Annotated in this window: 19 protein-coding genes; 11 read left to right on the top strand and 8 right to left on the bottom strand. The window is 70.6% G+C overall.

Annotation, left to right across the window (positions count from 1 at the left end):
• Nucleotides 1-58 precede the first annotated feature (58 nt).
• Complete coding sequence (locus tag OG210_RS12580) at nt 59-889, top strand: MBL fold metallo-hydrolase (RefSeq protein ID WP_328329540.1); 831 nt, start codon at nt 59-61, stop codon at nt 887-889.
• 181 nt (nt 890-1,070) lie between these two features.
• Here OG210_RS12580 and OG210_RS12575 read toward each other — a convergent pair whose 3' ends face one another.
• The gene (locus tag OG210_RS12575; protein ID WP_164258843.1) at nt 1,071-1,745 is read right to left on the bottom strand and encodes a Crp/Fnr family transcriptional regulator; all 675 of its coding nucleotides are present in this window, start codon (nt 1,743-1,745) and stop codon (nt 1,071-1,073) included.
• 591 nt (nt 1,746-2,336) lie between these two features.
• On the opposite strand from OG210_RS12575, the gene nth reads away from it, so the two are divergent.
• From nth to OG210_RS12555, 4 genes are all read left to right on the top strand, one after another.
• Nucleotides 2,337-3,287 (top strand): endonuclease III, encoded by a 951-nt coding sequence (gene nth / locus OG210_RS12570; protein ID WP_371540266.1) that lies wholly within the window; start codon nt 2,337-2,339, stop codon nt 3,285-3,287.
• A gap of 158 nt (nt 3,288-3,445) precedes the next feature.
• Complete coding sequence (locus OG210_RS12565) at nt 3,446-4,156, top strand: CoA pyrophosphatase (RefSeq protein ID WP_328335547.1); 711 nt, start codon at nt 3,446-3,448, stop codon at nt 4,154-4,156.
• A 117-nt stretch (nt 4,157-4,273) separates the two neighbouring features.
• Nucleotides 4,274-5,479 (top strand): MarP family serine protease, encoded by a 1,206-nt coding sequence (locus OG210_RS12560; RefSeq protein ID WP_328329542.1) that lies wholly within the window; start codon nt 4,274-4,276, stop codon nt 5,477-5,479.
• Nucleotides 5,480-5,644: 165 nt separating this feature from the next.
• On the top strand, nt 5,645-7,117 hold the full coding sequence (locus OG210_RS12555) for a 6-phospho-beta-glucosidase (protein WP_328329544.1): 1,473 nt from the start codon (nt 5,645-5,647) through the stop codon (nt 7,115-7,117).
• Between the two features lie 69 nt (nt 7,118-7,186).
• Here the strand turns inward: OG210_RS12555 and OG210_RS12550 are convergent, their stop codons facing one another.
• The 6 genes from OG210_RS12550 to OG210_RS12525 form a co-directional block, all read right to left on the bottom strand.
• Nucleotides 7,187-7,369 carry a hypothetical protein gene (locus OG210_RS12550; protein ID WP_328329546.1) on the bottom strand — a complete coding sequence of 61 codons (183 nt, stop codon included), beginning with the start codon at nt 7,367-7,369 and terminating at the stop codon, nt 7,187-7,189.
• A 192-nt stretch (nt 7,370-7,561) separates the two neighbouring features.
• A complete protein-coding gene (locus OG210_RS12545) occupies nt 7,562-8,488 on the bottom strand; it encodes an alpha/beta hydrolase (protein ID WP_328329548.1) in 927 nt (308 codons plus the stop codon).
• Nucleotides 8,485-9,003: a phage holin family protein gene (locus tag OG210_RS12540; protein WP_328329550.1), complete on the bottom strand. Its 519-nt coding sequence runs from the start codon at nt 9,001-9,003 to the stop codon at nt 8,485-8,487. Before OG210_RS12540 ends, OG210_RS12545 begins: the two co-directional genes overlap by 4 nt.
• A gap of 177 nt (nt 9,004-9,180) precedes the next feature.
• A complete protein-coding gene (nhaA, locus tag OG210_RS12535; protein WP_328335548.1) occupies nt 9,181-10,545 on the bottom strand; it encodes a Na+/H+ antiporter NhaA in 1,365 nt (454 codons plus the stop codon).
• Nucleotides 10,546-11,038: 493 nt separating this feature from the next.
• Complete coding sequence (gene acs, locus OG210_RS12530) at nt 11,039-13,003, bottom strand: acetate--CoA ligase (protein ID WP_328329552.1); 1,965 nt, start codon at nt 13,001-13,003, stop codon at nt 11,039-11,041.
• 946 nt (nt 13,004-13,949) lie between these two features.
• Nucleotides 13,950-14,939 carry an ATP-binding protein gene (locus OG210_RS12525; protein WP_328329557.1) on the bottom strand — a complete coding sequence of 330 codons (990 nt, stop codon included), beginning with the start codon at nt 14,937-14,939 and terminating at the stop codon, nt 13,950-13,952.
• Between the two features lie 102 nt (nt 14,940-15,041).
• Between OG210_RS12525 and OG210_RS12520 the strand changes: the two genes are divergently transcribed.
• Entirely contained in the window at nt 15,042-15,902 is an 861-nt protein-coding gene (locus tag OG210_RS12520) for an oxidoreductase (RefSeq protein WP_328329559.1), read from the top strand.
• A gap of 430 nt (nt 15,903-16,332) precedes the next feature.
• Here OG210_RS12520 and OG210_RS12515 read toward each other — a convergent pair whose 3' ends face one another.
• Nucleotides 16,333-17,190 (bottom strand): HAD-IB family hydrolase, encoded by an 858-nt coding sequence (locus tag OG210_RS12515; RefSeq protein ID WP_328329561.1) that lies wholly within the window; start codon nt 17,188-17,190, stop codon nt 16,333-16,335.
• A gap of 485 nt (nt 17,191-17,675) precedes the next feature.
• Between OG210_RS12515 and ssd the strand changes: the two genes are divergently transcribed.
• From ssd to OG210_RS12490, 5 genes are all read left to right on the top strand, one after another.
• Nucleotides 17,676-18,779 (top strand): septum site-determining protein Ssd, encoded by a 1,104-nt coding sequence (gene ssd, locus OG210_RS12510; RefSeq protein ID WP_328329564.1) that lies wholly within the window; start codon nt 17,676-17,678, stop codon nt 18,777-18,779.
• 41 nt (nt 18,780-18,820) lie between these two features.
• Nucleotides 18,821-19,966, top strand: a complete 1,146-nt coding sequence (locus OG210_RS12505; RefSeq protein ID WP_328335549.1) for a TadA family conjugal transfer-associated ATPase — start codon at nt 18,821-18,823, stop codon at nt 19,964-19,966.
• Nucleotides 19,927-20,808, top strand: coding sequence for a type II secretion system F family protein (locus OG210_RS12500; protein WP_328329566.1), 882 nt, complete (start codon nt 19,927-19,929; stop codon nt 20,806-20,808). The genes OG210_RS12505 and OG210_RS12500 overlap by 40 nt, the downstream gene beginning before the upstream one ends.
• Nucleotides 20,809-20,831: 23 nt before the next feature.
• Entirely contained in the window at nt 20,832-21,608 is a 777-nt protein-coding gene (locus OG210_RS12495) for a type II secretion system F family protein (protein WP_371536367.1), read from the top strand.
• A 311-nt stretch (nt 21,609-21,919) separates the two neighbouring features.
• Nucleotides 21,920-22,108 carry a DUF4244 domain-containing protein gene (locus OG210_RS12490; protein ID WP_328329571.1) on the top strand — a complete coding sequence of 63 codons (189 nt, stop codon included), beginning with the start codon at nt 21,920-21,922 and terminating at the stop codon, nt 22,106-22,108.
• Nucleotides 22,109-22,152: the final 44 nt, after the last annotated feature.

Raw genomic sequence — 22,152 nt, 5'->3', positions numbered from 1 at the left:
CCCGGGGTACGGCCGGAGTGACGGCCCGAGTGACGCCCCGGACGACAGGAGACCCCGCGTGAGTGATGCCGCAGCCCTCCCCGGCCAGCCGAGGGGCGGGGTCCTGTCCGGGCCCGCCACCGCACGGGCGGTCAATGTCCTGGCGCCGAACGCCTCCGCCATGACGCTCGACGGCACCAACACCTGGATCATCGCCGAGCCGGACTCCGACCTGGCCGTCGTCATCGACCCGGGACCGCTCGACGACACCCATCTGAAGGCCGTCGTCGCGACGGCGGCGGGCGCGGGCAAACGGGTCGCGCTGACGCTCCTGACGCACGGCCACCCGGACCACGCGGAGGGCGCGGCGCGGTTCGCCGAACTGACGCGTACGTCCGTACGGGCACTGGACCCCGCGCTGCGCCTCGGCGACGAGGGGCTCGGCGCGGGGGACGTCATCACCACCGGCGGCCTGGAGCTGCGGGTCGTACCGGCGCCCGGCCACACCGCGGACTCGCTCTGCTTCCATCTCCCGGCCGACCGGGCGGTGCTGACGGGCGACACGGTCCTGGGCCGCGGCACGACAGTGGTGGCGCATCCGGACGGCCGGCTCGGCGACTACCTGGACTCGCTGCGGCGGCTGCGCTCGCTGACGGTGGACGACGGGGTGCAGACGGTGCTTCCGGGGCACGGGCCGGTACTGGAGGACGCGCAGGGGGCCGTCGACTTCTACCTCGCGCACCGTGCCCACCGGCTCGCCCAGGTGGAGACGGCCGTCGAGAACGGCTTCACGACGGCTTCGGAGGTCGTCGCGCAGGTGTACGCGGATGTCGACCGGTCGCTCTGGCCCGCGGCCGAACTGTCGGTGCGGGCGCAACTGGAGTATCTGCGGGAGCACGGGCTGATCTGAGCGGGTGGCCCGAGCGGCGGGAGCGATGATGGGCCGAGCCGCGCGGCGGGAACACGCGCTGATCCGTGGCCGCTGGTCCGTGGTCGCTGATCCGCGGTCGGCTGTACGTACGTGTAGGGGCGCCCCACTCGCAATGGGGCGCCCCTACACACGTACAGGCAGGCAGGAACGGGCCGACCGGCTAGCGGGACCGCTTCGCGAGGCGCTCCACGTCCAGCAGGATCACCGCACGGGCCTCCAGCCGCAGCCAGCCTCGGCCCGCGAAGTCCGCGAGGGCCTTGTTGACCGTCTCGCGGGAGGCGCCGACCAGCTGGGCCAGCTCTTCCTGGGTGAGGTCGTGCACCACGTGGATGCCCTCCTCCGACTGCACACCGAAGCGGCGCGAGAGGTCGAGGAGCGCCCGGGCGACCCGGCCGGGGACGTCCGAGAAGACCAGGTCGGACATCTGGTCGTTGGTCTTGCGCAGGCGGCGGGCGACCGCGCGCAGCAGCGCAGTGGCCACCTCGGGGCGGACATTCAGCCAGGGCTGGAGGTCGCCGTGGCCCAGGCCGAGCAGCTTGACCTCGGTCAGCGCCGACGCCGTGGCGGTACGCGGGCCCGGGTCGAAGAGGGACAGCTCGCCGATCAGCTCGCCGGGGCCGAGGACCGCCAGCATGTTCTCGCGGCCGTCGGGGGAAGTGCGGTGCAGCTTTACCTTGCCCTCGGTGACCACATAGAGGCGGTCGCCGGGGTCGCCCTCGTGGAAGAGGGCGTCGCCGCGGGCGAGCGTCACCTCACTCATCGAGGCGCGCAGCTCAGCGGCCTGCTCGTCATCGAGCGCCGCGAAGAGCGGGGCGCGCCGCAGAACGTCGTCCACGAGTTCTCTCCTTGTCGACCTGCTCAGGGAACCGGCTGGTTCCCATCATGCCGGACGGGTCAATCAGTGTGATCAGTCACAAGTTTGACGCACTGGCGCTGCGGCTTGTGCGGGAGGGGGCCGATTGGGTTGGGAATCAGCTGTGACCGGGGCGGATGTCGGTGCCTGGCTCTAGGCTGGCCGAGTGTCCAAAACGCCGGTGAGAGCAGAGGGGCAGGGGGCTGAACGGGTGTCGCCGAGCCGTAATTCTGCTGTGGGCGAACAGTCGCCCACCCGGGCGAAAAAGGCCGCAAACGTGACGAAACCGGTGAACCGGTGAAGGGGACCGAGATGGCAGAGGCGGCTGGACCGGCGGAGGAAGCCGCGAAGCAGGTTGCGAAAACGGCTGCGAAGAGGGCTGTGACGGCTGGGAAGAGGGCCGTGGCGGCTGGGGAGAAGGCTGTGGCGGCCGGGAAGGCCGCAGCCGGACAGAAGGCCGCGCCCGGGGAGGGAGCTGTCCCGGCGAAGAAGGCCGCGGCGGCAAGCAAGACTGTCCCCACGAAGAAGGCTGCGGCGGCCAACAAAACTGTCCCCGCGAAGAGAACTGTCGCGATGAAGAAGGCTGCACCCGCGAAAAGGACTGCGCCCGCCAAGAAGGCACTGCCCGCCAAGAAGGCTGCGCCCGCCAAGAAGACCTTGCCCGCGAAAAAGACTGCGCCTGCCAAGAAAGCTGCGCCCGCCAAGAAAGCCCCGGCCAAGAAGGCCGGGCCCGCGCCGGAGGCTGTCAGGATTCCCAAGTCCGAGTCGCACGCCGCCCTGGTCCGCCGGGCGCGCCGGATCAACAGTGAGCTGGCCGAGGTCTACCCGTACGCCCATCCCGAGCTCGACTTCGAGAACCCCTTCGAGCTGCTGGTCGCGACGGTCCTCTCCGCCCAGACCACCGACCTCCGGGTCAACCAGACGACGCCCGCGCTCTTCGCGAAGTTCCCGACGCCGGAGGACATGGCGGCGGCGGATCCCGAGGAGCTGGAGCAGATCCTGCGGCCGACCGGGTTCTTCCGGGCGAAGGCGAGATCGGTCCTGGGGCTGTCCACCGCCATCAGGGACAACTTCGGCGGCGAGGTGCCGGGCCGGCTCGACGACCTGGTGTCGCTGCCCGGGGTCGGGCGGAAAACGGCAAATGTCGTACTTGGTAATGCTTTCGGAGTCCCTGGAATTACTGTGGACACCCATTTCGGGCGGCTGGTGCGCCGCTGGAAGTGGACCGAGCAGCAGGACCCGGAGAAGGTCGAGGCAGAGATCTGCGCGCTCTTCCCCAAGAGCGACTGGACGATGCTCTCGCACCGGGTCGTCTTCCACGGCCGCCGGATCTGCCACGCCCGTAAACCGGCCTGCGGCGCCTGCCCGATCGCTCCGCTCTGTCCTTCGTACGGCGAAGGGGAGACGGACCCGGAGAAGGCGCGCAAGCTGCTGAAGTACGAGAAGGGCGGCCAGCCCGGCCAGCGGCTGAAGCCCCCGGCGGACTATCCCGGGCAGCCGGCCCCACCGATGGCGGCCGGGTGACGGCGGCCCGCACCGGCCCGCAGGGCCAGGCACGCACCGGCCCGCAGGGCCAGGACCACCCCGCCGTCCATGAGCGGGACAACACCCGTAGTGCAGAACCACCCGTTGGTGCGGAACGATCAGGCCCGCCGCAGGCGTTGGAAGGGGCGGGGGTGCCGATGACGCGCGCTGGAGAGAGACACACGGACCGGACTCAGGAGAGTCCGGTCGCCGTGACGCAGTCCGGGCTGCCCGGATGGCTGGCGCCCGTGGCGCGTGCGGCCGATACGGTGCGCCCCGAGCAGCTCAGCCGGTTCCTGCCGCCCGAGAGCGGCAGCGGGCGGCAGTCCGCGGTGCTGATCCTCTTCGGCGAAGGCCCGGCCGGCCCCGAGCTGCTGCTGATGGAGCGGGCCTCCAGCCTGCGCTCCCACGCGGGACAGCCCTCCTTCCCCGGCGGCTCCCTCGACCCCGGCGACGGAGATCCGCAGACCACCGGCCCGCTGCGGGCGGCGCTGCGTGAGGCCCAGGAGGAGACCGGCCTCGAACCGGCGGGCGTGCAGCTCTTCGGTGTACTGCCCCGGCTCTACATCCCGGTGAGCGGCTTCGTCGTGACGCCGGTGCTCGGCTGGTGGCGCGAGCCCACTCCCGTACGGGCCGTGGACAGCGGTGAGACGGCCCGGGTCTTCACGGTTCCCGTGGCGGATCTCACGGACCCCGCCAACCGGGTGACGACTGTCCACCCGCGCGGTCACCAAGGTCCCGCTTTTCTGGTCGAATCCGCCCTGGTCTGGGGCTTCACGGCCGGAGTGATCGACCGAATTCTGCACTTCGCGGGCTGGGAACGCCCATGGGACCGCTCCAGACAGGTCCCGCTCGACTGGCGCGCATGACAGGCTGGCCGACGTACTGGGCCACTCGGGCGACGCCGCGAACCACTGCGGCTCCCCGACGGGCCGCACCATCGGCCGGCGGACCGTGCCCGGCGACGAAAAGCGAGGCTCCCGACGGTGAACGTGCTGGACATCCTGCTGCTGCTGGCCGCTGTGTGGTTCGCGGTCATCGGTTACCGCCAGGGTTTCGTCGTCGGCATCCTGTCGGTGATCGGCTTCCTCGGGGGCGGCATCGTCGCCGTCTACGTGCTGCCCATCATCTGGGACGAGCTCACGGAGAAGTCCGAGGTCTCCACGACGGCCACGGTCGTCGCGGTCATCATCGTGATCGTGTGCGCCTCGGTGGGCCAGGCCCTCACCACCCACCTGGGCAACAAACTGCGCCGCTTCATCACCTGGTCGCCCGCGCGCGCCCTCGATGCCACCGGCGGCGCCCTGGTGAACGTGGTGGCCATGCTGCTGGTCGCCTGGCTGATCGGATCGGCCCTGGCCGGTACGACGCTGCCCACCCTGGGCAAGGAGGTCCGCACCTCCAAGGTGCTCATCGGGGTCTCCCGAGTGGTGCCGTCCCAGGCCAGCACCTGGTTCACGGACTTCACATCCGTCCTCGCGCAGAACGGCTTCCCCCAGGTCTTCAGCCCGTTCGCCAATGAACCGATCACCAACGTCAAGGCGCCCGACCCGGCGCTGGCCAGCAGTCCGGTCGTGACGACCGCCAGGAAGTCCATCGTCAAGGTCGTCGGCACGGCGACCGGGTGCAGCAAGGTCCTGGAGGGCTCCGGCTTCGTCTTCGGCGACCACAGGGTGATGACCAACGCCCACGTCGTCGGCGGCGTCAGCGAACCGACCGTGCAGATCGGCGGCGAGGGCAAGCTGTACGACGCGAAGGTCGTGCTCTACGACTGGTCACGCGACATCGCCGTCCTGGACGTGCCGGACCTGCACGCGCCCGCGCTGAAGTTCACCGACACCCACCACGACGCCCACAGCAATGACAGCGCGATCGTCGCGGGCTTCCCCGAGAACGGCGGGTACGACGTCCGCTCCGCCCGCGTCCGCGCCCGCATCAACGCCAGCGGCCCGGACATCTACCACCGGGGGACGGTCACCCGCGACGTCTACTCGCTCTACACGACCGTCCGGCAGGGCAACTCCGGCGGCCCTCTGCTGACCCCCGACGGCAAGGTCTACGGGGTGGTCTTCGCCAAATCGCTCGACGACAGCAAGACCGGGTACGCGCTCTCGGCCGACGAGATCCGCCAGGACATCGCCCAGGGCCGCACCGCGAGCCAGCAGGTGGACACTCAGGGGTGCGCGTTGTGACGACGGCCGGTGGGGGCTGGACATAGGGCCGGACACGGGGCTGGACACGCGCGCGCCGGGCAGGTGGCTGGGCACGGCACCGCACACAGCGACGTGCACGGCACCGCACACAGCGACGTACACAGCGGGAAAGGCGTACACGGTGAGGACAGCGGGAGGCGCACGGTGAGGCTCACGATTCTCGGCGGCGGTGGATTCCGGGTGCCGCTGGTGTACGGGGCGCTGCTGCGCGACCACGCGGCGGGCCGGGTCACCCACCTCACGCTCCACGACATCGACCCCGCCAGGCTGGCGGCCGTGGCACGCGTCCTCGCCGACCAGGCGGCGGACGTACCGGATGCGCCCGAGGTCCGTACCACCACCGACCTGGACGACGCCATCCGCGGCGCCGACTTCGTCTTCTCCGCGATCCGGGTCGGCGGGCTCGCGGGCCGTGCGGCCGACGAGCGGGTGGCGCTGGCCGAGGGTGTCCTCGGCCAGGAGACCGTGGGCGCGGGCGGAATCGCGTACGGACTCCGTACGGTCCCGGTCGCTGTCGACATCGCCCGCAGGGTCGCCCGGCTCGCCCCGGACGCCTGGGTCATCAACTTCACCAACCCGGCGGGTCTTGTCACCGAGGCGATGGCCGCCCACCTCGGCCGCCGGGTCGTCGGGATCTGCGACTCGCCGGTCGGTCTCGGCCGCCGGGTCGCCCGGGTCCTCGGCGCCGACCCCGGGTCGGCGCGGCTCGACTACGTGGGGCTGAACCATCTGGGCTGGCTGCGCGGTCTGTACGTCGGCGAGCAGGACGTGCTGCCCCGGCTGTTCGACGACGAGCGGCTGCTGACCTCCTTCGAGGAGGGCAGGCTCTTCGGGGCGGAGTGGCTGCGTTCGATCCGCTCGGTCCCCAACGAGTATCTGCACTACTACTACTTCAACCGCGAGACGGTCGCCGCCTACCAGCAGGCGGAGCAGACCCGCGGTGCCTTCCTGCACGACCAGCAGGCCCGGTTCTACGACGAGATGGCGCACCCGTCGACGCCCGCGCTCGCAGCGTGGGACCGCACCCGTGCCGAGCGGGAGGCGACGTACATGGCGGAGAACCGCGAGGCCGCGGGGGCGGGCGAACGGGAAGCGGACGACCTGGAGTCGGGCGGGTACGAGAACGTCGCACTGGCCCTCATGCGGGCCATCGCGCGGGACGAGAGCGCCACGCTGATCCTCAACGTCCCCAACGGCAACGCGGTTGGCGGCAGCGTCGCACTCGGCGGCAGCGCACTTGGCGGTAACACCCCCGATGGCTACGCACCCGATGGCGACGCCCTCGATGGGCACGCCCCAGACGGGCACGCTTCCGCCGGCGGTCGCACGCTCGCCGTGCTGGATGAGGCCGCCGTCATCGAAGTCCCGTGCCGGGTCGACGCCAACGGCCCGCGCCCGCTGCCGGTTTCGCAGCTGACGGGCCATGAGGCGGCCCTGGTGTCAGCGGTGAAGGCGGTGGAGCGCTCCGTACTGGAGGCGGCGGAGAGCGGATCGGCGCGGGCCGCGGTGCGGGCATTCGCCCTGCATCCGCTGGTCGACTCCGTGAATGTGGCGGGAAGGCTGCTCGACGGCTACCGGGACGTGCATCCGGGCCTCGGCTACCTCACGAAGAGCTGAGCGCCAGTGCCGCCGACTGCCCGGGTCTCTGAGCGCCCGATTCGCTGCGAGTGCCCTCGCCGGGGCTTCTCACGGCCTGGAGTGGCGTAACCGCGCCGACACCCAGCGGGCCCGGCGGCGGATGATGCGCGGAATGCCGAGACGTGGATCGTCGGCCTCCCCGTCGTGTGATCCGCCCCTCTCGTACGTGCTCAGGCCCGTGGCCGAGCGGCGGTTGCGTGCTGCGTCACCGTAGTCGTGCGTCCAGCCCATACCACCGTGTTTGCCCGTGCCTCATGGTCGGTAATCGCGCCCCACGGGGCCAATTGGCCTATGCGTCAGGCATTTGGCTGTTCGTAGGACAAGCGTTCCCGTCCGGTCGCCGGACATGCGCGGACGGCCCGGTGAACCGCGCGCTGACACGCCTCCTGGCGCGCCCCCGACAGACCTTCGGCCGCCCCGAGGTCAGCGGTCGGGCTCGGGGTCCTTCAGCCAGTTGATGAGTTCCGCCGAGAACGCCTCGGGGTCCTCCTCCTGGGGAAAGTGGCCCAGGCCGTCGAACAGCCGCCAGCGGTACGGCGCTTCGACGTACTGCCCCGATCCCGCCGCGCTGCGGGTACGCATCACCGGGTCGAGCGATCCGTGCAGATGCAGTGTCGGCACCCGCACCGGACGCTTCATCCGGCGGTTGAACTGAATGCCGTCGGGCCGCGCCAGCGACCGCACCATCCAGCGGTACGGCTCGACGGAGCAGTGCGCCGTGGACGGGATCGACATCGCACGCCGGTACATCTCCACGGCGTCCTCATCCGGCCGGACGGGCCCGGACCATTCGCGTACCAGCTCACCGACCAGCGCCGCGTCGTCGGCGACGAGCTGCCGCTCCGGCAGCCACGGCCGCTGGAAGCCCCAGACGTACGAACCGGCCCGGGACTGCGAGAAGTCGGAGAGCATCGCCGAGCGCCAGCGGCGCGGATGCGGCATCGAGGACACGGCGAGCCTGCGCACCAGCTTGGGCCGCATCACGGCCGCCGTCCACGCCAGATATCCGCCCAGGTCGTGCCCGACGAGCGCGGCGTCCGGCTCGCCGAGGGAGCGGATCACGCCCGTGACGTCGAGGGCCAGGTTGGCGGGGTCGTACCCCCTGGGCGTGCGGTCGCTGCCGCCCACGCCCCGCAGATCCATCGCGACGGCCCGGAACCCGGCGTCGGCGAGCGCGGTCAGCTGATGGCGCCAGGTCCACCAGAACTGCGGAAAGCCGTGCAGCAGCAGCACCAGTGGCCCGTCACCGGCCTCCGCGATGTGGAAGCGGGCGCCGTTGGCGGCGACATCGCGGTGGGTCCAGGGCCCGTCGATCCGTACAACGGAGCCCATTTCGGCAGAAGCGGTCATGCCGACGAGCGTGCCACAGCTGACGACTCGCCGTTGACCGCGAGGGGAGCATCCGCGGGCACCAGCACGGCCGCCTTGTCGAGGGACGGGCGGGGGTGCGGCCTGACGCCCTGGATGACAGCCGCCGTTTCCTTGGCGGACGCGACGACCTTCTGCGGGCCCTTGCCCTTCTTGGCCTTCTTGAAGAAGACGGTGCCGATCAGCGCGAGGACGCCGGCCACCAGCACGTTCGCGGCGAAGGACAGGACGAAGCAGATCGCCAGGTTCCAGTGGCTCCAGGTCCGGATGCCGTAGGCGAGGGCGAAGCTCAGCATCGGCAGGGAGAAGAGGAGCACGATCCCGGCCGCCGAGAACGCGGCGCTGCCGACGGCGCCCCGCTTGACGTCCTGGCGGAGCTCGGCCTTGGCCAGGGCGATTTCGTCGTGCACCAGGGCGGACATCTCGGCGGTCGCCGAGGCAACCAGCTGACCGAGACTGCGGTCGGCGGTGCCGACCGGGCTGCTGGGGTGGCTCATCGCTGAATCCCTCTCCTCTTGCGCGAGCGTTCGTCTGTGCGAGCGGTCATCCGCGCGGGCATCGTCATCGTCATGTCAACGTCGTGCGCATTGTCGTGGGCGTTGTGGTGGGCATTGTCCTGGGCGTCGCCGAGGGCGTCGTCACGAACGGTCTGTCCGGAGTGATCTGACTTCAGATCATGCCGGACGGTCCTCGTCCTTGCTTGCTGCCCCCGCCCGTTCGGCGAGACGGCGGTGCTCGGCCGCCTTCCCTTCAAGAATCTCAGCCATGCGCAGATGGTGCGCGGGTTCGTCCTCCTCGTAGATGTCGGGGATCCCGTCGTGGTCCTCGTCGCGCTCCTCCTCCTCGCACAGGGCCCGGTACCGGCGGTCGCGCATTCTGAGCAGTACGGACGAGAGCGCGGCGGCGATCAGCGAGCCCAGCAGCACCGATGCCTTGATCTCGGCGGTCGTCGTGGGGTCCCCGTCGAAGGCCAGCTCCCCGATGAGGAGCGAGACGGTGAAGCCGATTCCGGCGAGGGAGGCCACCGCGAACACATCGGCCCAGGCCAGGTCCTTGTTCAGCTCGGCCTTGGTGAAGCGGGCGGTCAGCCACGTACCGCCGAAGATGCCGACCGCCTTGCCGACGACCAGCCCCAGGACGACACCCAGCGTCTCCGGCCTGCTGAACACGTCGGCGAGCGCCCGGCCGGACACCGAGACCCCGGCGGAGAACAGCGCGAACAGCGGTACGGCGAGGCCCGCCGAGAACGGCCGTACCAGGTGCTCGATGTGCTCTCCGGGGGAGTGCCGCTCCCCTTCGCGGCGGGTGCAGCGGAGCATCAGGCCCATGGCGACACCGGCGATGGTGGCGTGCACGCCGCTGTTGTACATCAGCCCCCAGATGACCAGCCCGAGCGGGACGTAGATGTACCAGCCGTGTACGTCGAAGCGCAGCAGCAGCCAGAACACGGCCAGGCCGGCCACCGCACCGCCGAGCGCCGCGAAGTTGATGTCGCTGGTGAAGAACACAGCGATGATCAGGATCGCGAAGAGGTCGTCGACGACGGCCAGCGTGAGCAGGAAGGCGCGCAGGGCGGAGGGGAGCGAGGTCCCGATGACCGCGAGGACGGCGAGTGCGAAGGCGATGTCGGTGGCGGTCGGTACCGCCCAGCCGCCCAGCGAACCGCCGCCGACGACGTTGACCAGCGTGTACACCAGGGCCGGTACCGCCATCCCGCACAACGCCGCGATGACCGGCAGTGCGGCGGCCTTCGGATCGCGCAGCTCGCCCGCGACCAGCTCGCGCTTCAGCTCGATCCCGGCGACGAAGAAGAAGACCGCGATCAGCCCGTCGGCCGCCCAGTGCTGGACCGAGAGATGCAGACCGACGGTGCTCGGTCCCAGATGGAAGTGGCTGACAGTGTCGTAACTGCTGCTCAGTGGGGTGTTCGCCCAGACGAGGGCGGCGATGGCGGCGACGAGGAGGAGCAGGCCCCCGACCGTCTCGGCGCGCAGCGCGTCAGCGAGATAGGTCCGTTCGGGGAGCGGAAGCCGGCCCAGGAACGACTTGGGCCACCAGCGCTGCGGCTCGGTCCGGTGCTGTGACTCGGGCTGCTGCGACTCGGGCTGGGGCTGTGACTCGGGCTGGGGCTCGGGCTTCGGGGCGGGCGCGGCCACGCGGGGGACCTCCGGTCAGATGGACAGCACAGAACACATGCCGACCAGACTTCCCGGCGCACCCGTCTACCTACTTCTTTACCTAGTTCGTATGCCCCTACGTTATCCGAGGCGGGGCGGGGCGCGTCCGGAGGCGGGGCTGTTTCCAGCTGCGGGCGGCTCAGCGGGGTGGCAGGGAGCACCGGTGATCGTCTCTCCGTCACCTTACGGACAGAACGCCGGACGGGCATATCAAGCCCGTCCGGCGTTCCGCTGCCCCGCACTACTGCGGGTCCTGCTGCTGACCTGCTGTCCTGCTGTGCTGCTGACCTGCTCCCGGGCCCTGTCTGCTGAGTTCGGACCCTGTCTGCCGAGTTGAACTCCGGCCCGGCCCGGCTCAGTCCTCGCTGGAGGCGCTCGGCAGCTTCGTCTGGATCAGGCCCATCACCGAGGCGTCGGTGAGCGTGGAGACGTCGCCCAGCTCGCGGTCCTCCGCGATGTCACGCAGCAGACGCCGCATGATCTTCCCGGACCGGGTCTTGGGCAGCTCGGCCACCGGCAGGACCCGCTTCGGCTTGGCGATCGGCCCGAGCACCGCGCCCACGTGGTTGCGCAGCTCCGCCGAGAGGTCCGCCGACTCCTCCACCGCGCCCCGCAGGATCACGAAGGCGACGATCGCCTGCCCCGTCGTCTCGTCGGCAGCGCCCACGACCGCCGCCTCGGCGACGGCCGGGTGCGAGACGAGCGCCGACTCGACCTCGGTGGTCGAGATGTTGTGCCCCGACACCAGCATCACGTCGTCGACCCGGCCGAGCAGCCAGAGGTCGCCGTCCGCGTCCTTCTTCGCACCGTCTCCCGCGAAGTACTTGCCCTCGAACCGCGACCAGTAGGTGTCGATGAAGCGCTGGTCGTCGCCCCAGACGGTACGGAGCATCGAGGGCCACGGCTCGGTGATGACCAGATAGCCGCCGCCTCCGTCCGGCACCTCGCGCGCCTCGTCGTCGACGACCGTCGCGGAGATGCCCGGCAGCGCGCGCTGCGCGGATCCCGGCTTGGTCTCCGTCACTCCGGGCAGCGGCGAGATCATCATCGCGCCGGTCTCGGTCTGCCACCAGGTGTCCACGATCGGGCACTTGTCGGCGCCGATGTTCTTCCGGTACCACATCCAGGCCTCCGGGTTGATCGGCTCACCGACCGACCCGAGGACCCGCAGCGACGACAGGTCGAACTTGGCGGGGATGTCGTCCCCCCACTTCATGAACGTACGGATCGCGGTCGGCGCCGTGTAGAGGATCGAGACGCCGTACTTCTGGACGATCTCCCAGAACCGGCCCTGGTGCGGGGTGTCCGGGGTGCCCTCGTAGATCACCTGGGTCGCGCCGTTGGCCAGCGGCCCGTACACGATGTACGAGTGGCCGGTCACCCAGCCGATGTCGGCCGTGCACCAGTAGACGTCCGTCTCCGGCTTCAGGTCGAAGACCGCGTGGTGGGTGTACGCCGCCTGGGTGAGATAGCCGCCGGACGTGTGCAGGATGCCCTTCGGCTTACCCGTCGTGCCCGAGGTGTAGAGGATGAACAGCGGGTGCTCGGCGTCGAACGCCTCGGGGGTGTGCTCGGTGGACTGGCGTCCCACGAACTCGTCCCACCAGAGGTCCCGGCCCTCGGTCCACGCTGTGTCCTGGCCGGTACGCCGCACGACGAGCACGTGCTCGACCTGCGGGCACTTCGCCACGGCCTCGTCGATCGCGGGCTTGAGCGCGGACGGCTTGCCGCGCCGGTATCCGCCGTCGGCGGTGATGACGAGCTTGGCGTCGGCGTCCTGGATACGGGAGGCGACGGCGTCCGCGGAGAAGCCGCCGAACACCACCGAGTGCGCGGCACCGACCCGGGCGCAGGCGAGCATCGCCACTACCGCTTCGGCGACCATCGGCAGGTAGACGGCGACCCGGTCGCCCTTCACGACGCCCAGCTCGGCGAGGGCGTTCGCGGCCTGCGACACCTCGTCCTTGAGCTGCGCGTAGGTGATCGACCGGCTGTCGCCGGGCTCACCCTCGAAGTGGATGGCGACGCGGTCGCCGTTGCCGGCCTCGACGTGCCGGTCGACGCAGTTGTACGCGACGTTGAGCTCACCGTCGGCGAACCACTTCGCGAACGGCGGGTTCGACCAGTCGAGCGTCTCGGTGGGCTCGGTGGCCCAGGTCAGCCGCCGGGCCTGCTCGGCCCAGAAGCCCAGCCGGTCCGCTGCCGCCTGCTCGTACGCCGCCGCTGTGACGTTGGCGTTCGCGGCCAGCTCGGTGGGCGGCGCGAAGCGTCGCTCCTCCTTGAGCAGGTTGGAGAGCGAGGAGCGTTCGTTATCCGCCATGAGACACCCATCCGTGGTGTAGACCAATTCGCAGATTCGATTGTCCCGGCGCCCCCTGGAACGGGTCAACCCCCATCGATCCTATGCAGCCCACAGCCAACTACGACAACACGCGCCGCCCCTTGGCTCAACCCGGTGCCCGCTCGCTGCCGGTCGGCGCACTCCGCAGCGAGCGGGAGCCAGGTGTCAGCGCCGGCGCACCGGCAGTTTTCGGACCGGGCATACGGGGTGGATGCTGACCGCCGGTGCCGCACGATGCCGCTGGTGATCACGTACTCCTGCCATGCTTGGCCGGGCAGGATCGGGCAATCGCAGCGCGCGCAGATCACGCCGGCGCCGCGTTCTTCGCGTCGCGCCATGCGTGCTGTAAACCCCATGGCCTTCCCGCAGTTCACGCCGCGGCGGCATGAGCCGGCGCAGCTCTGGACGTGATCGAGGACGGCCCGGTACGCGGTGTCCGCGCGGGACGCCGCTGACTCGATCACCGGCTGCATGCGGCCTGGCCCGGATCCGGTATCGATCCACTGCGGGGGGCTCCATGGCGCTCATCCGATCGCAGACGGGCGGTCGACGTTGTAGATGTCCAGAGGAATGCGGATTTCCCCGGTGACGTCGTCGCCGGTTGGTGGTGCGGGGCGGGGTGATGCGTGCCGGCGTGGTCCGCCGGTCCGCTGGAGCAGGCCCGCGCCGACGGTGATGGCGCAGGTCGTGCGCCAGCCGTAGTCCGAGCAGTCCGGCTCCGAGGAGGGGCGCCGATGGCGACGGCGAGCCCCAGGGACATCAACCGTCGATGCGTCAGGGCGAACAAGCCCGAATTCACGAGGCGCCGAGCGGGCGCCGGGTACGGGTAAGTGAGGGGTCGGGCCGAGCTGTTCGCCTTTCCCGACCCCTCCCCGACCCCTCCCCGGTCCGTCCGATCGTCTCCGGCTCATTCCCGGAGAGAGCTTCAGGAAGCGGCGCCGACCTCGGCGTACTGCTCGCTGAGGACGAAGGCGGGGTCGACCTGGGAAGCCAGATCGGTGCCCGTCCTCTCGTTCCCCCAGCTCTCCGCGTTCTTCAGATGGAAGTGCACCATCTGACGCGTGTAGCGCTCCCAGTCGCGGTGCGCGTAGCTGTCCTCCGCGGCGTTCTGAAGGGACTGGAGGGCCAGCCGGTTTTCCGCTTCCAGCATGTCGAAGCGCGGCGGGCGGCCCTTCTCCATCGCGCGGACCCAGTCGGAGTGGCCGACGGTGACGAGCAGATCGTCACCGGCCTCGGCGCGCAGGAACTCCAGATCGTCCGCGTCACGCACCTTGTTGCCGACGACCTTCAGCGCGACCCCGAAGTCCCGTGCGTAGTCCTTGTACTGGCGGTAGACGGAGATTCCCTTACGGGTCGGCTCGGCCACCAGGAACGTCATGTCGAAGCGGGTGAACATGCCGGAGGCGAAGGAGTCCGAGCCGGCCGTCATGTCGACGACGACGAACTCCTCGGGCCCGTCGGCCAGATGGTTCAGGCAGAGCTCGACCGCGCCGACCTTGGAGTGGTAGCAGGCGACACCGAGATCCGACTCGGTGAACGGTCCCGTCGCCATCAGCCTGATGTCGCCATCGTCCAGTGCGACGGGACGGGCGCACGCGTCGTACACCGGATTGTCCTCGCGGATCCGGAGCAGCCTGGAACCGGCGCCCGGCGGAGTCGTTTTGATCATCGTCTCGGCGGAGGCGATCCGCGGGTTGGAGCCGCGCAGATACTCCTTGATCAGCGGAAGGTGTGCGCCCATCGCGGGCAGCGCGGCGGACTCCGTGTCGTCGAGACCGAGCGCGGCACCGAGGTGCTGGTTGATGTCGGCGTCCACAGCGAGGACGGGTGCCTCGTTGGCGGTCAGGTGGCGGATGAAGAGAGAGGACAGCGTGGTCTTGCCGCTGCCGCCCTTCCCTACGAAAGCGATCTTCATGTTCACAAAGGGTAGCGGGATGAATGCGGTGCGTGGGTACGGTGAGTGAAGAAGACCACTCCAAGGTGGGGTGGCTGCTCTGGACGCGTAGCCTCGCTTCCTATGACTGCGTTCTCCCGGAAGGCGGCCGCCGGAGCCCCGGTGACTCCTCCAGATCACTCAGATCCTCTCGCCGCACTGGGCCAGCTGCCGGGTGTCGGCGCCGCTGTCGACTCCGTACGCAAAGCCGTCGACCGGGTCTACGGGCACCGTGTCATGAGACGTCGCAGCACCGAGGTCACGGGCGAGGCCGCGCTGCGTGCCTCGCGCGGATCGGCTGCACTGTCGGGTGCGGACTGGGCGCTGGAGGAGGTGCGCCGGCGGACCGACTTCGGTGGCGACCCGGAGGCCCTCACCGTCGGCGCCGCGCTGCGGCTGTCCGCCGAGGCGGGTCAACTGCTGTCCATCTGGCGGCAGTCACCGCTGCGTGTGCTGGCCCGGCTGCATCTGGTGGCAGCTGCGGACTCCGGTGACGCGGTCGGCCGTCCGCGACTGGCGGGAGAGAAGGCCGACGAGCCGCTGATCGAGCTCCCGCTGCCGGGGGCCGACGAGGTGTCCGCCCGGCTCGAGGGCCTTTCGCAGCTGGTCATCGCGGGGAGCGCGGCTCCGGCGCTGGTGACGGCGGCCGTGGTGCACGGTGAGCTGCTCGCGCTGCGTCCCTTCACTTCGTACAACGGCCTGGTCGCGCGGGCCGCCGAGCGGGTCGTACTGATCAACAGCGGTCTCGACCCCAAGTCCATCTGCCCCGCGGAGGTCGGTCACGCGGAGCTGGGGCGCGCGGCGTACGTGGCGGCGCTGGACGGTTACGCGTCGGGAACCCCGGAGGGTATGGCGGCGTGGATCGTGCACTGCGGTCGCGCGGTCGAGCTGGGCGTCCGGGAGTCGACAGCCGTATGCGAGGCGCTTCAGCGCGGGGCGGCCTAGCAGGGCCAATTGTTTGTTTGGATCATGCCCTGGCGGGGTCCGGGCGGGGTCCGGGCGGGGTCCGGGCGGGGTCCGGGTCGGCCGGGGCCGGGTCGGGGTGCCCGGGGTGGCTGCTGCTGGCAGTCCGGGCTCGTTCCACGAAAATGCGGCGGCACCGAAAGGTGCCGCCGCTGGCACGTCCACCGGGTTACCAAGCGTCCTCGAATATTTGCCCATCAGGCCGGGAGCTTCGCCCGTTGCCTGGTGCAGCTGGCCCGTAATCGACGGGTCGACGTCGCGTGGGTACTCAGTTTTCGTGCTCGGTCCGTGGGGCCTTCTGCGGTTTCAGGTCTTCCTCTCGGATGTCCTTGGTCTCGCGGGCCGTTGACTCCTTTGTACTCCTCTTCGCGGGGCGAGGGGAACCCTCTGCTCCACTTCTTTACTTTTGGTCTCAAACTCGGGCAAAAAGTCCGCGCCGGGCACTGCTCCGACCGCCCCTGTTCGCGTACCAGACGAGACCGGCCGTGGCTGCCGCGGCGCCGACCGCTGCCGCGGCGACCAGTGCGGGCCGCGGTGGCATCCGCAGGGCGGGCAGCCGCTGCTTCAGCCGCACCGGCCGGTTGAAGACGAGAATCGGCCACTCGCGGGCGCCTGCTTCGCGGCGCAGTGCCCGGTCCGGGTTGACAGCGTGGGGGTGGCCGACCGACTCCAGCATGGGGATGTCGGTCGCCGAGTCGCTGTAGGCGTAACAGCGTGCCAGGTCGTATCCCTCGGAGGCGGCGAGCTCCTTCACGGCTTCGGCCTTGGTGGGGCCGTAGGCGTAGTACTCCACCTCGCCGGTGAAGCACCCGTCGGCGCCCACCACCATGCGGGTGGCGACGACCCGGTCGGCGCCGAGAAGCTCACCGATCGGCTCGACCACCTCGGCGCCCGAGGTGGAGACGATCACCACATCGCGCCCGGCGGTGTGGTGCTCCTCGATGAGGGAAGCGGCCTCGTCGTAAATGATCGGGTCGATCAGATCGTGCAGGGTCTCGGCGACGATCTGCTTGACCTGCCGGACGTTCCAGCCCTTGCAGAGGGCGGAGAGATACTCGCGCATCCGCTCCATCTGGTCGTGGTCCGCACCACCTGCCAGGAATACGAACTGAGCGTACGCTGTACGCAGTACAGCCCTGCGGTTGATCAGGCCGCCTTGATAGAAGGACTTGCTGAAGGTCAGTGTCGACGACTTGGCGATGACCGTCTTGTCGAGGTCAAAGAAGGCGGCGGTACGAGGCGACGAGTGGTTTTCCACAACTCTGAGCATAGGTGCCCGCCATTCGGCTTACGCGGCGGCGCGTGGGTTTGCCTGAGAAGGCTCTCGGGTACACCATGGAAGTCACGGATCGTTCGCGACCGTGTTATCCCCGTCCGGCTCCTCCCCCCCCGAGTCGGACGTGGGGACGACCCCAGCTCTCCCCCCCGGCTGGGGTCGTCGCATGTCCGGACACGTTTTCGGGTGCCCCCTCCGCGTCAGCAGCTGCTCCGTAGTCATCTGCGGCACTCTCCTCCGGTCGGCTGTGGTGGTCCTCAACACTGAATACGCGTGACGCTCAGTAGTCGTTGCACTCCTCTCCGGAAGTCACTGAAAAGAGTGGGGGAGATATTCACAACCGGTGAGTTGTCCACAGTTTTCGAGGAAGATCCACTTAATTTCCCGGATCCCCGCACGGTGATTCCCATCGCGAAGTCGGCGGCCGTTCGCTGCGACTTCGAGGCACGAAGGAATCACTGTCAGAGGGAGGCGGGATCGTGGCTGGATCCATCACATCCGATCGGCTGCCGACGGCCGGGAAACGGCGGGGCGGACCGCTCATCGTCACCGAGGACGCCGCGCTCCTCGACGACCTGCTGCGGCTGTGCGCCGCGGCCGGCGCCGAGCCGGAGGTCCATCACGGGGTGCCCGAGCACAAGGGTGGCTGGGAGGGCGCGCCGCTGATCCTCGTCGGGGACGACGCGGCGGCCCGGGTGCGCGGGGGCACCCGCAGACCAGGGGTGTACCTCGTGGGAAGGGACCAGGACGACCCCGATGTCTGGCAGCGGGCCGTCGAGATCGGAGCGGAGTACGTGCTGCGGCTGCCGGACGCCGAGAGCTGGCTCGTCGAGCGGATCGCGGACGTGGCCGAAGGGGCGGGGGACCAGGCGCTCACCGTCGGGGTGATCGGCGGCCGGGGCGGAGCCGGGGCATCCACGCTGGCGTGCGCGCTGGCGGTCACCGCGGCCCGGAGCGGACAGCGCACCGTGCTCATCGACGGGGACCCACTGGGCGGGGGGCTCGATGTGCTGCTCGGAGGCGAGCACGCGCAGGGCAGACGGTGGCCGGATTTCGCCCGTTCCAAGGGACGGGTGGCCGGCAGGGCGCTGGAGGAATCCCTGCCGGAGCTGCACGGGCTCCGTGTCCTCAGCTGGGACCGGACGGACTCCGTGGTGATCGCCCCGGAGGCGATGCGCGCCGTTCTGGCAGCCGCACGCAGGGGCGGCGGAGTCGTCGTCGTGGATCTGCCCCGGCGGGTCGACGAGGGCGTCGCGGAGGCGCTCGCCCAGCTCGACCTCGGACTCCTGGTGGTGCCGGGGGAACTCCGGGCGGTCGCTGCCGCAGCCAGGGTGGCTTCCATGGCAGGCATGGTCCTCCAGGACCTGCGGGCAGTGGTTCGCGGGCCCTACGCGCCGGGGCTGGACGAGGAGTGGGTGGCCCGGGCGCTGGAGCTGCCCCTCGCGGGTGAACTGCCCTCCGAGGAAGGGCTGCTCGCAGCGGAGAGCGGCGGTGCTCCGCCGGGCGGTCGGGCCCGGGGGCCACTGGCCAGGTTCTGTACGGCGTTCTGGGCGCAGGCACTGTCGGGTCGGGGTGTCTCGTGATCACGACACCTGCGTCCGTCGGGCCACCGTCTCCCGCCGGTATGCCGCCGCTGCTCGACGCCGTACGCCAGCGGCTCGCGGAGAGCGGGGCCGAGCCCACACCGGCACGGGTGGCAGCTGCGCTGCGCGCCCAGGGACGGCTGCTGGGGGACGCCGAAGTACTGGGGCACGCCGAGGAACTGCGGTCCGAACTCGTGGGCTCGGGAAGGCTGGAGGCCCTGCTCGCCGATCCCGCGGTGACCGATGTGCTGGTCGCCGCGCCCGACCGGGTCTGGGTGGACCGTGGTGCTGGACTCGAACTGACCGATGTGGCCTTCCCGGACGCGGCAGCGGTGCGCCGCCTGGCCCAGCGGCTCGCCGCCGTGGCCGGGCGCCGGCTCGACGATGCCAGGCCCTGGGTGGACGCACGCCTGCCGGACGGGACACGGATGCATGCGGTGCTCGAACCAGTGGCCGTCGGGTCGACGTGCCTCTCGCTGCGGGTGGTGCGGCCGAAGGCCTTCTCACTGGAGGAGCTGGTGGCGGCGGGCACGGTCCCGCCGGGCGGCGGCCAGGTGCTGCGGGCGTTGATCGACGCCCGGCTGTCCTTCCTGGTCAGCGGTGGCACCGGCTCGGGCAAGACCACACTCCTGTCGTCCCTGCTGGGCCTGGTGGGGCCCGCCGAGCGGATTGTGCTGGCAGAGGACTCCTCGGAACTGCGCCCCGAGCACCCGCACGTGGTCCGGCTGGAGTCGCGACCGCCGAACCAGGAGGGCGCGGGCCGGGTGACCTTGCGGGATCTGGTGCGCCAGGCCCTGCGCATGAGGCCCGACCGGCTGGTGGTGGGTGAGGTGCGCGGGGCCGAGGTCACCGAGCTGCTGGCCGCGCTGAACACCGGACACGAAGGAGGCTGCGGGACTGTGCACGCGAATGCCGCATCCGACGTTCCGGCCCGTCTTGAGGCACTCGGGACGGCTGCCGGGCTCGACCGGGCCGCCCTGCACAGTCAGTTGGCGGCGGCGCTCGCGGTGGTGGTGCATCTCGTACGGGATCGGAGCGGACGGCGAAGGGTCGCCGAGGTGCATGTGCTGGAGCGGGACGCGACGGGGCTGGTGATGACGGTGCCCGCGCTGCGCTGGGGCGCGGAGGGCTTCACCGAGGGACGCGGATGGCCCAGGCTGCGGACCATGATCGGGGGCGCACCGTGACAGCTCTGGTCTTTCTGGCCGTGCTCTGTGCGGGCGGGGCCCTGTGGATGCTGGGCGCGCGGGAGCGGGGACTGCGCAGGGGGCGGCTGCTGTTCGCCGGCGGTGGGGTGAAGAGCGTGACGCCGTGGGGCGATTCGCTCCGCAGCCGGGTGCGTGAGCGTCTGCGCCCGGAGTGGCTCTGTCCGGTGGTGGCCGGAGCTGTGGCCGTACTGGGTGGATCGGTGCTGCCGCTCCTGGCAGGGGTGCTGGCGGTGCCGTTCCTCGGCCGACGGCTGCGGGCCGTGGCCGCGGCACGGGACCGGCTGGCGCGGACCGACGCGGTGATCGCACTGTGCGGGGCGGTGGCTGCCGAACTGCGGGCCGGTAAGCAGCCAGGAGAGGCGTTGCTGGCTGCTGGACGGGGTTCCGGGGCCCTGGGTGCGGCCGAGGCCGCGGTACTGGCGGCAGCGCGGTTCGGCGGGGACGTGCCCGAGGCGCTGCGGCGCGCGGGGCAGGAGCCAGGTGCGGGTGGCCTGCGTGGTGCGGCCGCTTGTTGGCGGGTGTCGGTGGACGGGGGTGCCGGACTCGCGGCCGGCCTCGAAGGGCTGGAGGGCGCCCTGCGCGCCGAGCGCGACCAACGAGCCGGTCTCCGGGCGGAACTGGCCGGTGCGCGGTCGACGGTGCTGGTCCTCGCGTTGCTTCCGGCAGGTGGGCTGCTGCTGGGCACTGCCCTCGGGGCCGATCCGCTGTGGACCTTGCTGCACACTCCGGCAGGGCTGTGCTGCCTGCTCGCGGGCGGGGTGCTGGAGGGCGCGGGGTTCTTCTGGGCAGGGCGGATCGTACGGGCCGGGGAGGACGTATGACCGGGTCCGCAGGGGGTGGCGTCATGACGGGTGAGGTTGTCCACAGGCTGGGGGCGGTGCTGTGCGTCGTGGCGGCAGCAGCCCGACTGGGCCTTGCCTGGGCCGGTCGGCGGCACGACCGGCTGTCGCGCAAGCGGGCCGCCGCTCTGCTGGCCCTGGCACCGGGGAGGGCGGCGTGGCGCCCCGAGTACCGGGCGTGGGCCGTGCGGTGGGTCGCTCCGCTGGCCGCCGTGGCCACCGGTTGTGTCCTGGTGGGTGGATGGGCCGGATGCGCGCTCGGCCTTGTGGCCGGGTACGGGGTGCGGCGCCGGCAGCGCAGCCGCTCGTCATCCGGAGCCGGCGAGGCCCTGGCGAAGTCCGCCGCGCATGAACTGCCGCTCGCCGCCGAGCTCCTGGCGGCATGCATCGCGGCCGGCGCAGGACCCCGTGAGGCGGCCGAGGCGGTCGGAGAGTCGCTGGGCGGACCGGTCGGTGACGCCCTGGCCCGGGTGGCGGCGGAACTGCGACTCGGCAGTGAACCCGCCGAGGCCTGGGGGCGGTTCGGTTCGTTACCGGGGGCTACGGCCCTGGCCCGCTGCCTGGAGCGGGCCGCGTCGACCGGGGCCCCGGCCGCCGATTCGGTGGCCCGGCTCGCGGCAGGTCTCAGAGCCGGCCAGGCCAGAGCCGCCAAGGACAGGGCAGGCCGGGCGGGCGTTCTGATGACCGGGCCGGTTGGCCTCTGCTTCCTGCCCGCGTTCCTGGCGGTCGGGGTGGTGCCTGTGGTGATCAGCCTGGCGGGCCACCTCCTGAAGGCGAGCTGACGAACTCAGCCGAGAGCGGGGGAAAACGCTGGATCAACTCGATCAACTCAATCAACTCGATCAAGACGGAATGACGGGAATGAAGCGAATCGGCTGAATCAGATCAATGGGCTGAATCGCCCGAGTAGCGCAAACGTGACAGCGGAGTGCGAGCCGGGTGAGTGACCGTCCCGGCCGCGTGAACAGCATGGGAAGGCACGGGGGTTGGCATGGTGAACGAACGGAATCTGGCGAACGGGTCGGGCGGGCTGAACGGGTCGGGCGGGCCGGGGGAGTCCGGTGAGCCGGGTGGTTCAGGAGCGTGGAGGTGGATGCGGGCCCGGTGGCAACTGCTGAGGTTCGGGACCGGCAGGGATGCGGGGATGTCCACGTCCGAGTACGCGATGGGCACCATCGCGGCGTGCGCCTTCGCGGCGGTGCTCTACAAGGTGGTTACCAGTGGGCCTGTTGCTGCGGCGCTGCAATCCGTGGTCGAGAAGGCGCTCCATGCGAAGTTCTGACACGGGTGAGAGGCCGGTCAGTAGGGACCCGGTCAGTAGGGGCT

Origin of the sequence: Streptomyces sp. NBC_00466 (assembly GCF_041433995.1) — a bacterium.
In the GTDB taxonomy this organism is placed as follows: domain Bacteria; phylum Actinomycetota; class Actinomycetes; order Streptomycetales; family Streptomycetaceae; genus Streptomyces.
This window is presented reverse-complemented; position numbering and strand designations above follow the sequence as displayed.

What these genes read in the sequence shown, in the direction of transcription:
- nth (WP_371540266.1), top strand. Translation starts at nt 2,337, where the DNA reads ATGAAGAAGGCTGCACCCGCGAAAAGGACTGCGCCCGCCAAGAAGGCA.
- OG210_RS12565 (WP_328335547.1), top strand. Translation starts at nt 3,446, where the DNA reads ATGACGCGCGCTGGAGAGAGACACACGGACCGGACTCAGGAGAGTCCG.
- OG210_RS12550 (WP_328329546.1), bottom strand. Translation starts at nt 7,369, where the DNA reads ATGGGCTGGACGCACGACTACGGTGACGCAGCACGCAACCGCCGCTCG.
- OG210_RS12545 (WP_328329548.1), bottom strand. Translation starts at nt 8,488, where the DNA reads ATGACCGCTTCTGCCGAAATGGGCTCCGTTGTACGGATCGACGGGCCC.
- OG210_RS12540 (WP_328329550.1), bottom strand. Translation starts at nt 9,003, where the DNA reads ATGAGCCACCCCAGCAGCCCGGTCGGCACCGCCGACCGCAGTCTCGGT.
- acs (WP_328329552.1), bottom strand. Translation starts at nt 13,003, where the DNA reads ATGGCGGATAACGAACGCTCCTCGCTCTCCAACCTGCTCAAGGAGGAG.
- OG210_RS12525 (WP_328329557.1), bottom strand. Translation starts at nt 14,939, where the DNA reads ATGAAGATCGCTTTCGTAGGGAAGGGCGGCAGCGGCAAGACCACGCTG.
- OG210_RS12520 (WP_328329559.1), top strand. Translation starts at nt 15,042, where the DNA reads ATGACTGCGTTCTCCCGGAAGGCGGCCGCCGGAGCCCCGGTGACTCCT.
- OG210_RS12515 (WP_328329561.1), bottom strand. Translation starts at nt 17,190, where the DNA reads ATGCTCAGAGTTGTGGAAAACCACTCGTCGCCTCGTACCGCCGCCTTC.
- OG210_RS12505 (WP_328335549.1), top strand. Translation starts at nt 18,821, where the DNA reads ATGCCGCCGCTGCTCGACGCCGTACGCCAGCGGCTCGCGGAGAGCGGG.
- OG210_RS12500 (WP_328329566.1), top strand. Translation starts at nt 19,927, where the DNA reads ATGGCCCAGGCTGCGGACCATGATCGGGGGCGCACCGTGACAGCTCTG.
- OG210_RS12495 (WP_371536367.1), top strand. Translation starts at nt 20,832, where the DNA reads ATGACGGGTGAGGTTGTCCACAGGCTGGGGGCGGTGCTGTGCGTCGTG.
- OG210_RS12490 (WP_328329571.1), top strand. Translation starts at nt 21,920, where the DNA reads ATGCGGGCCCGGTGGCAACTGCTGAGGTTCGGGACCGGCAGGGATGCG.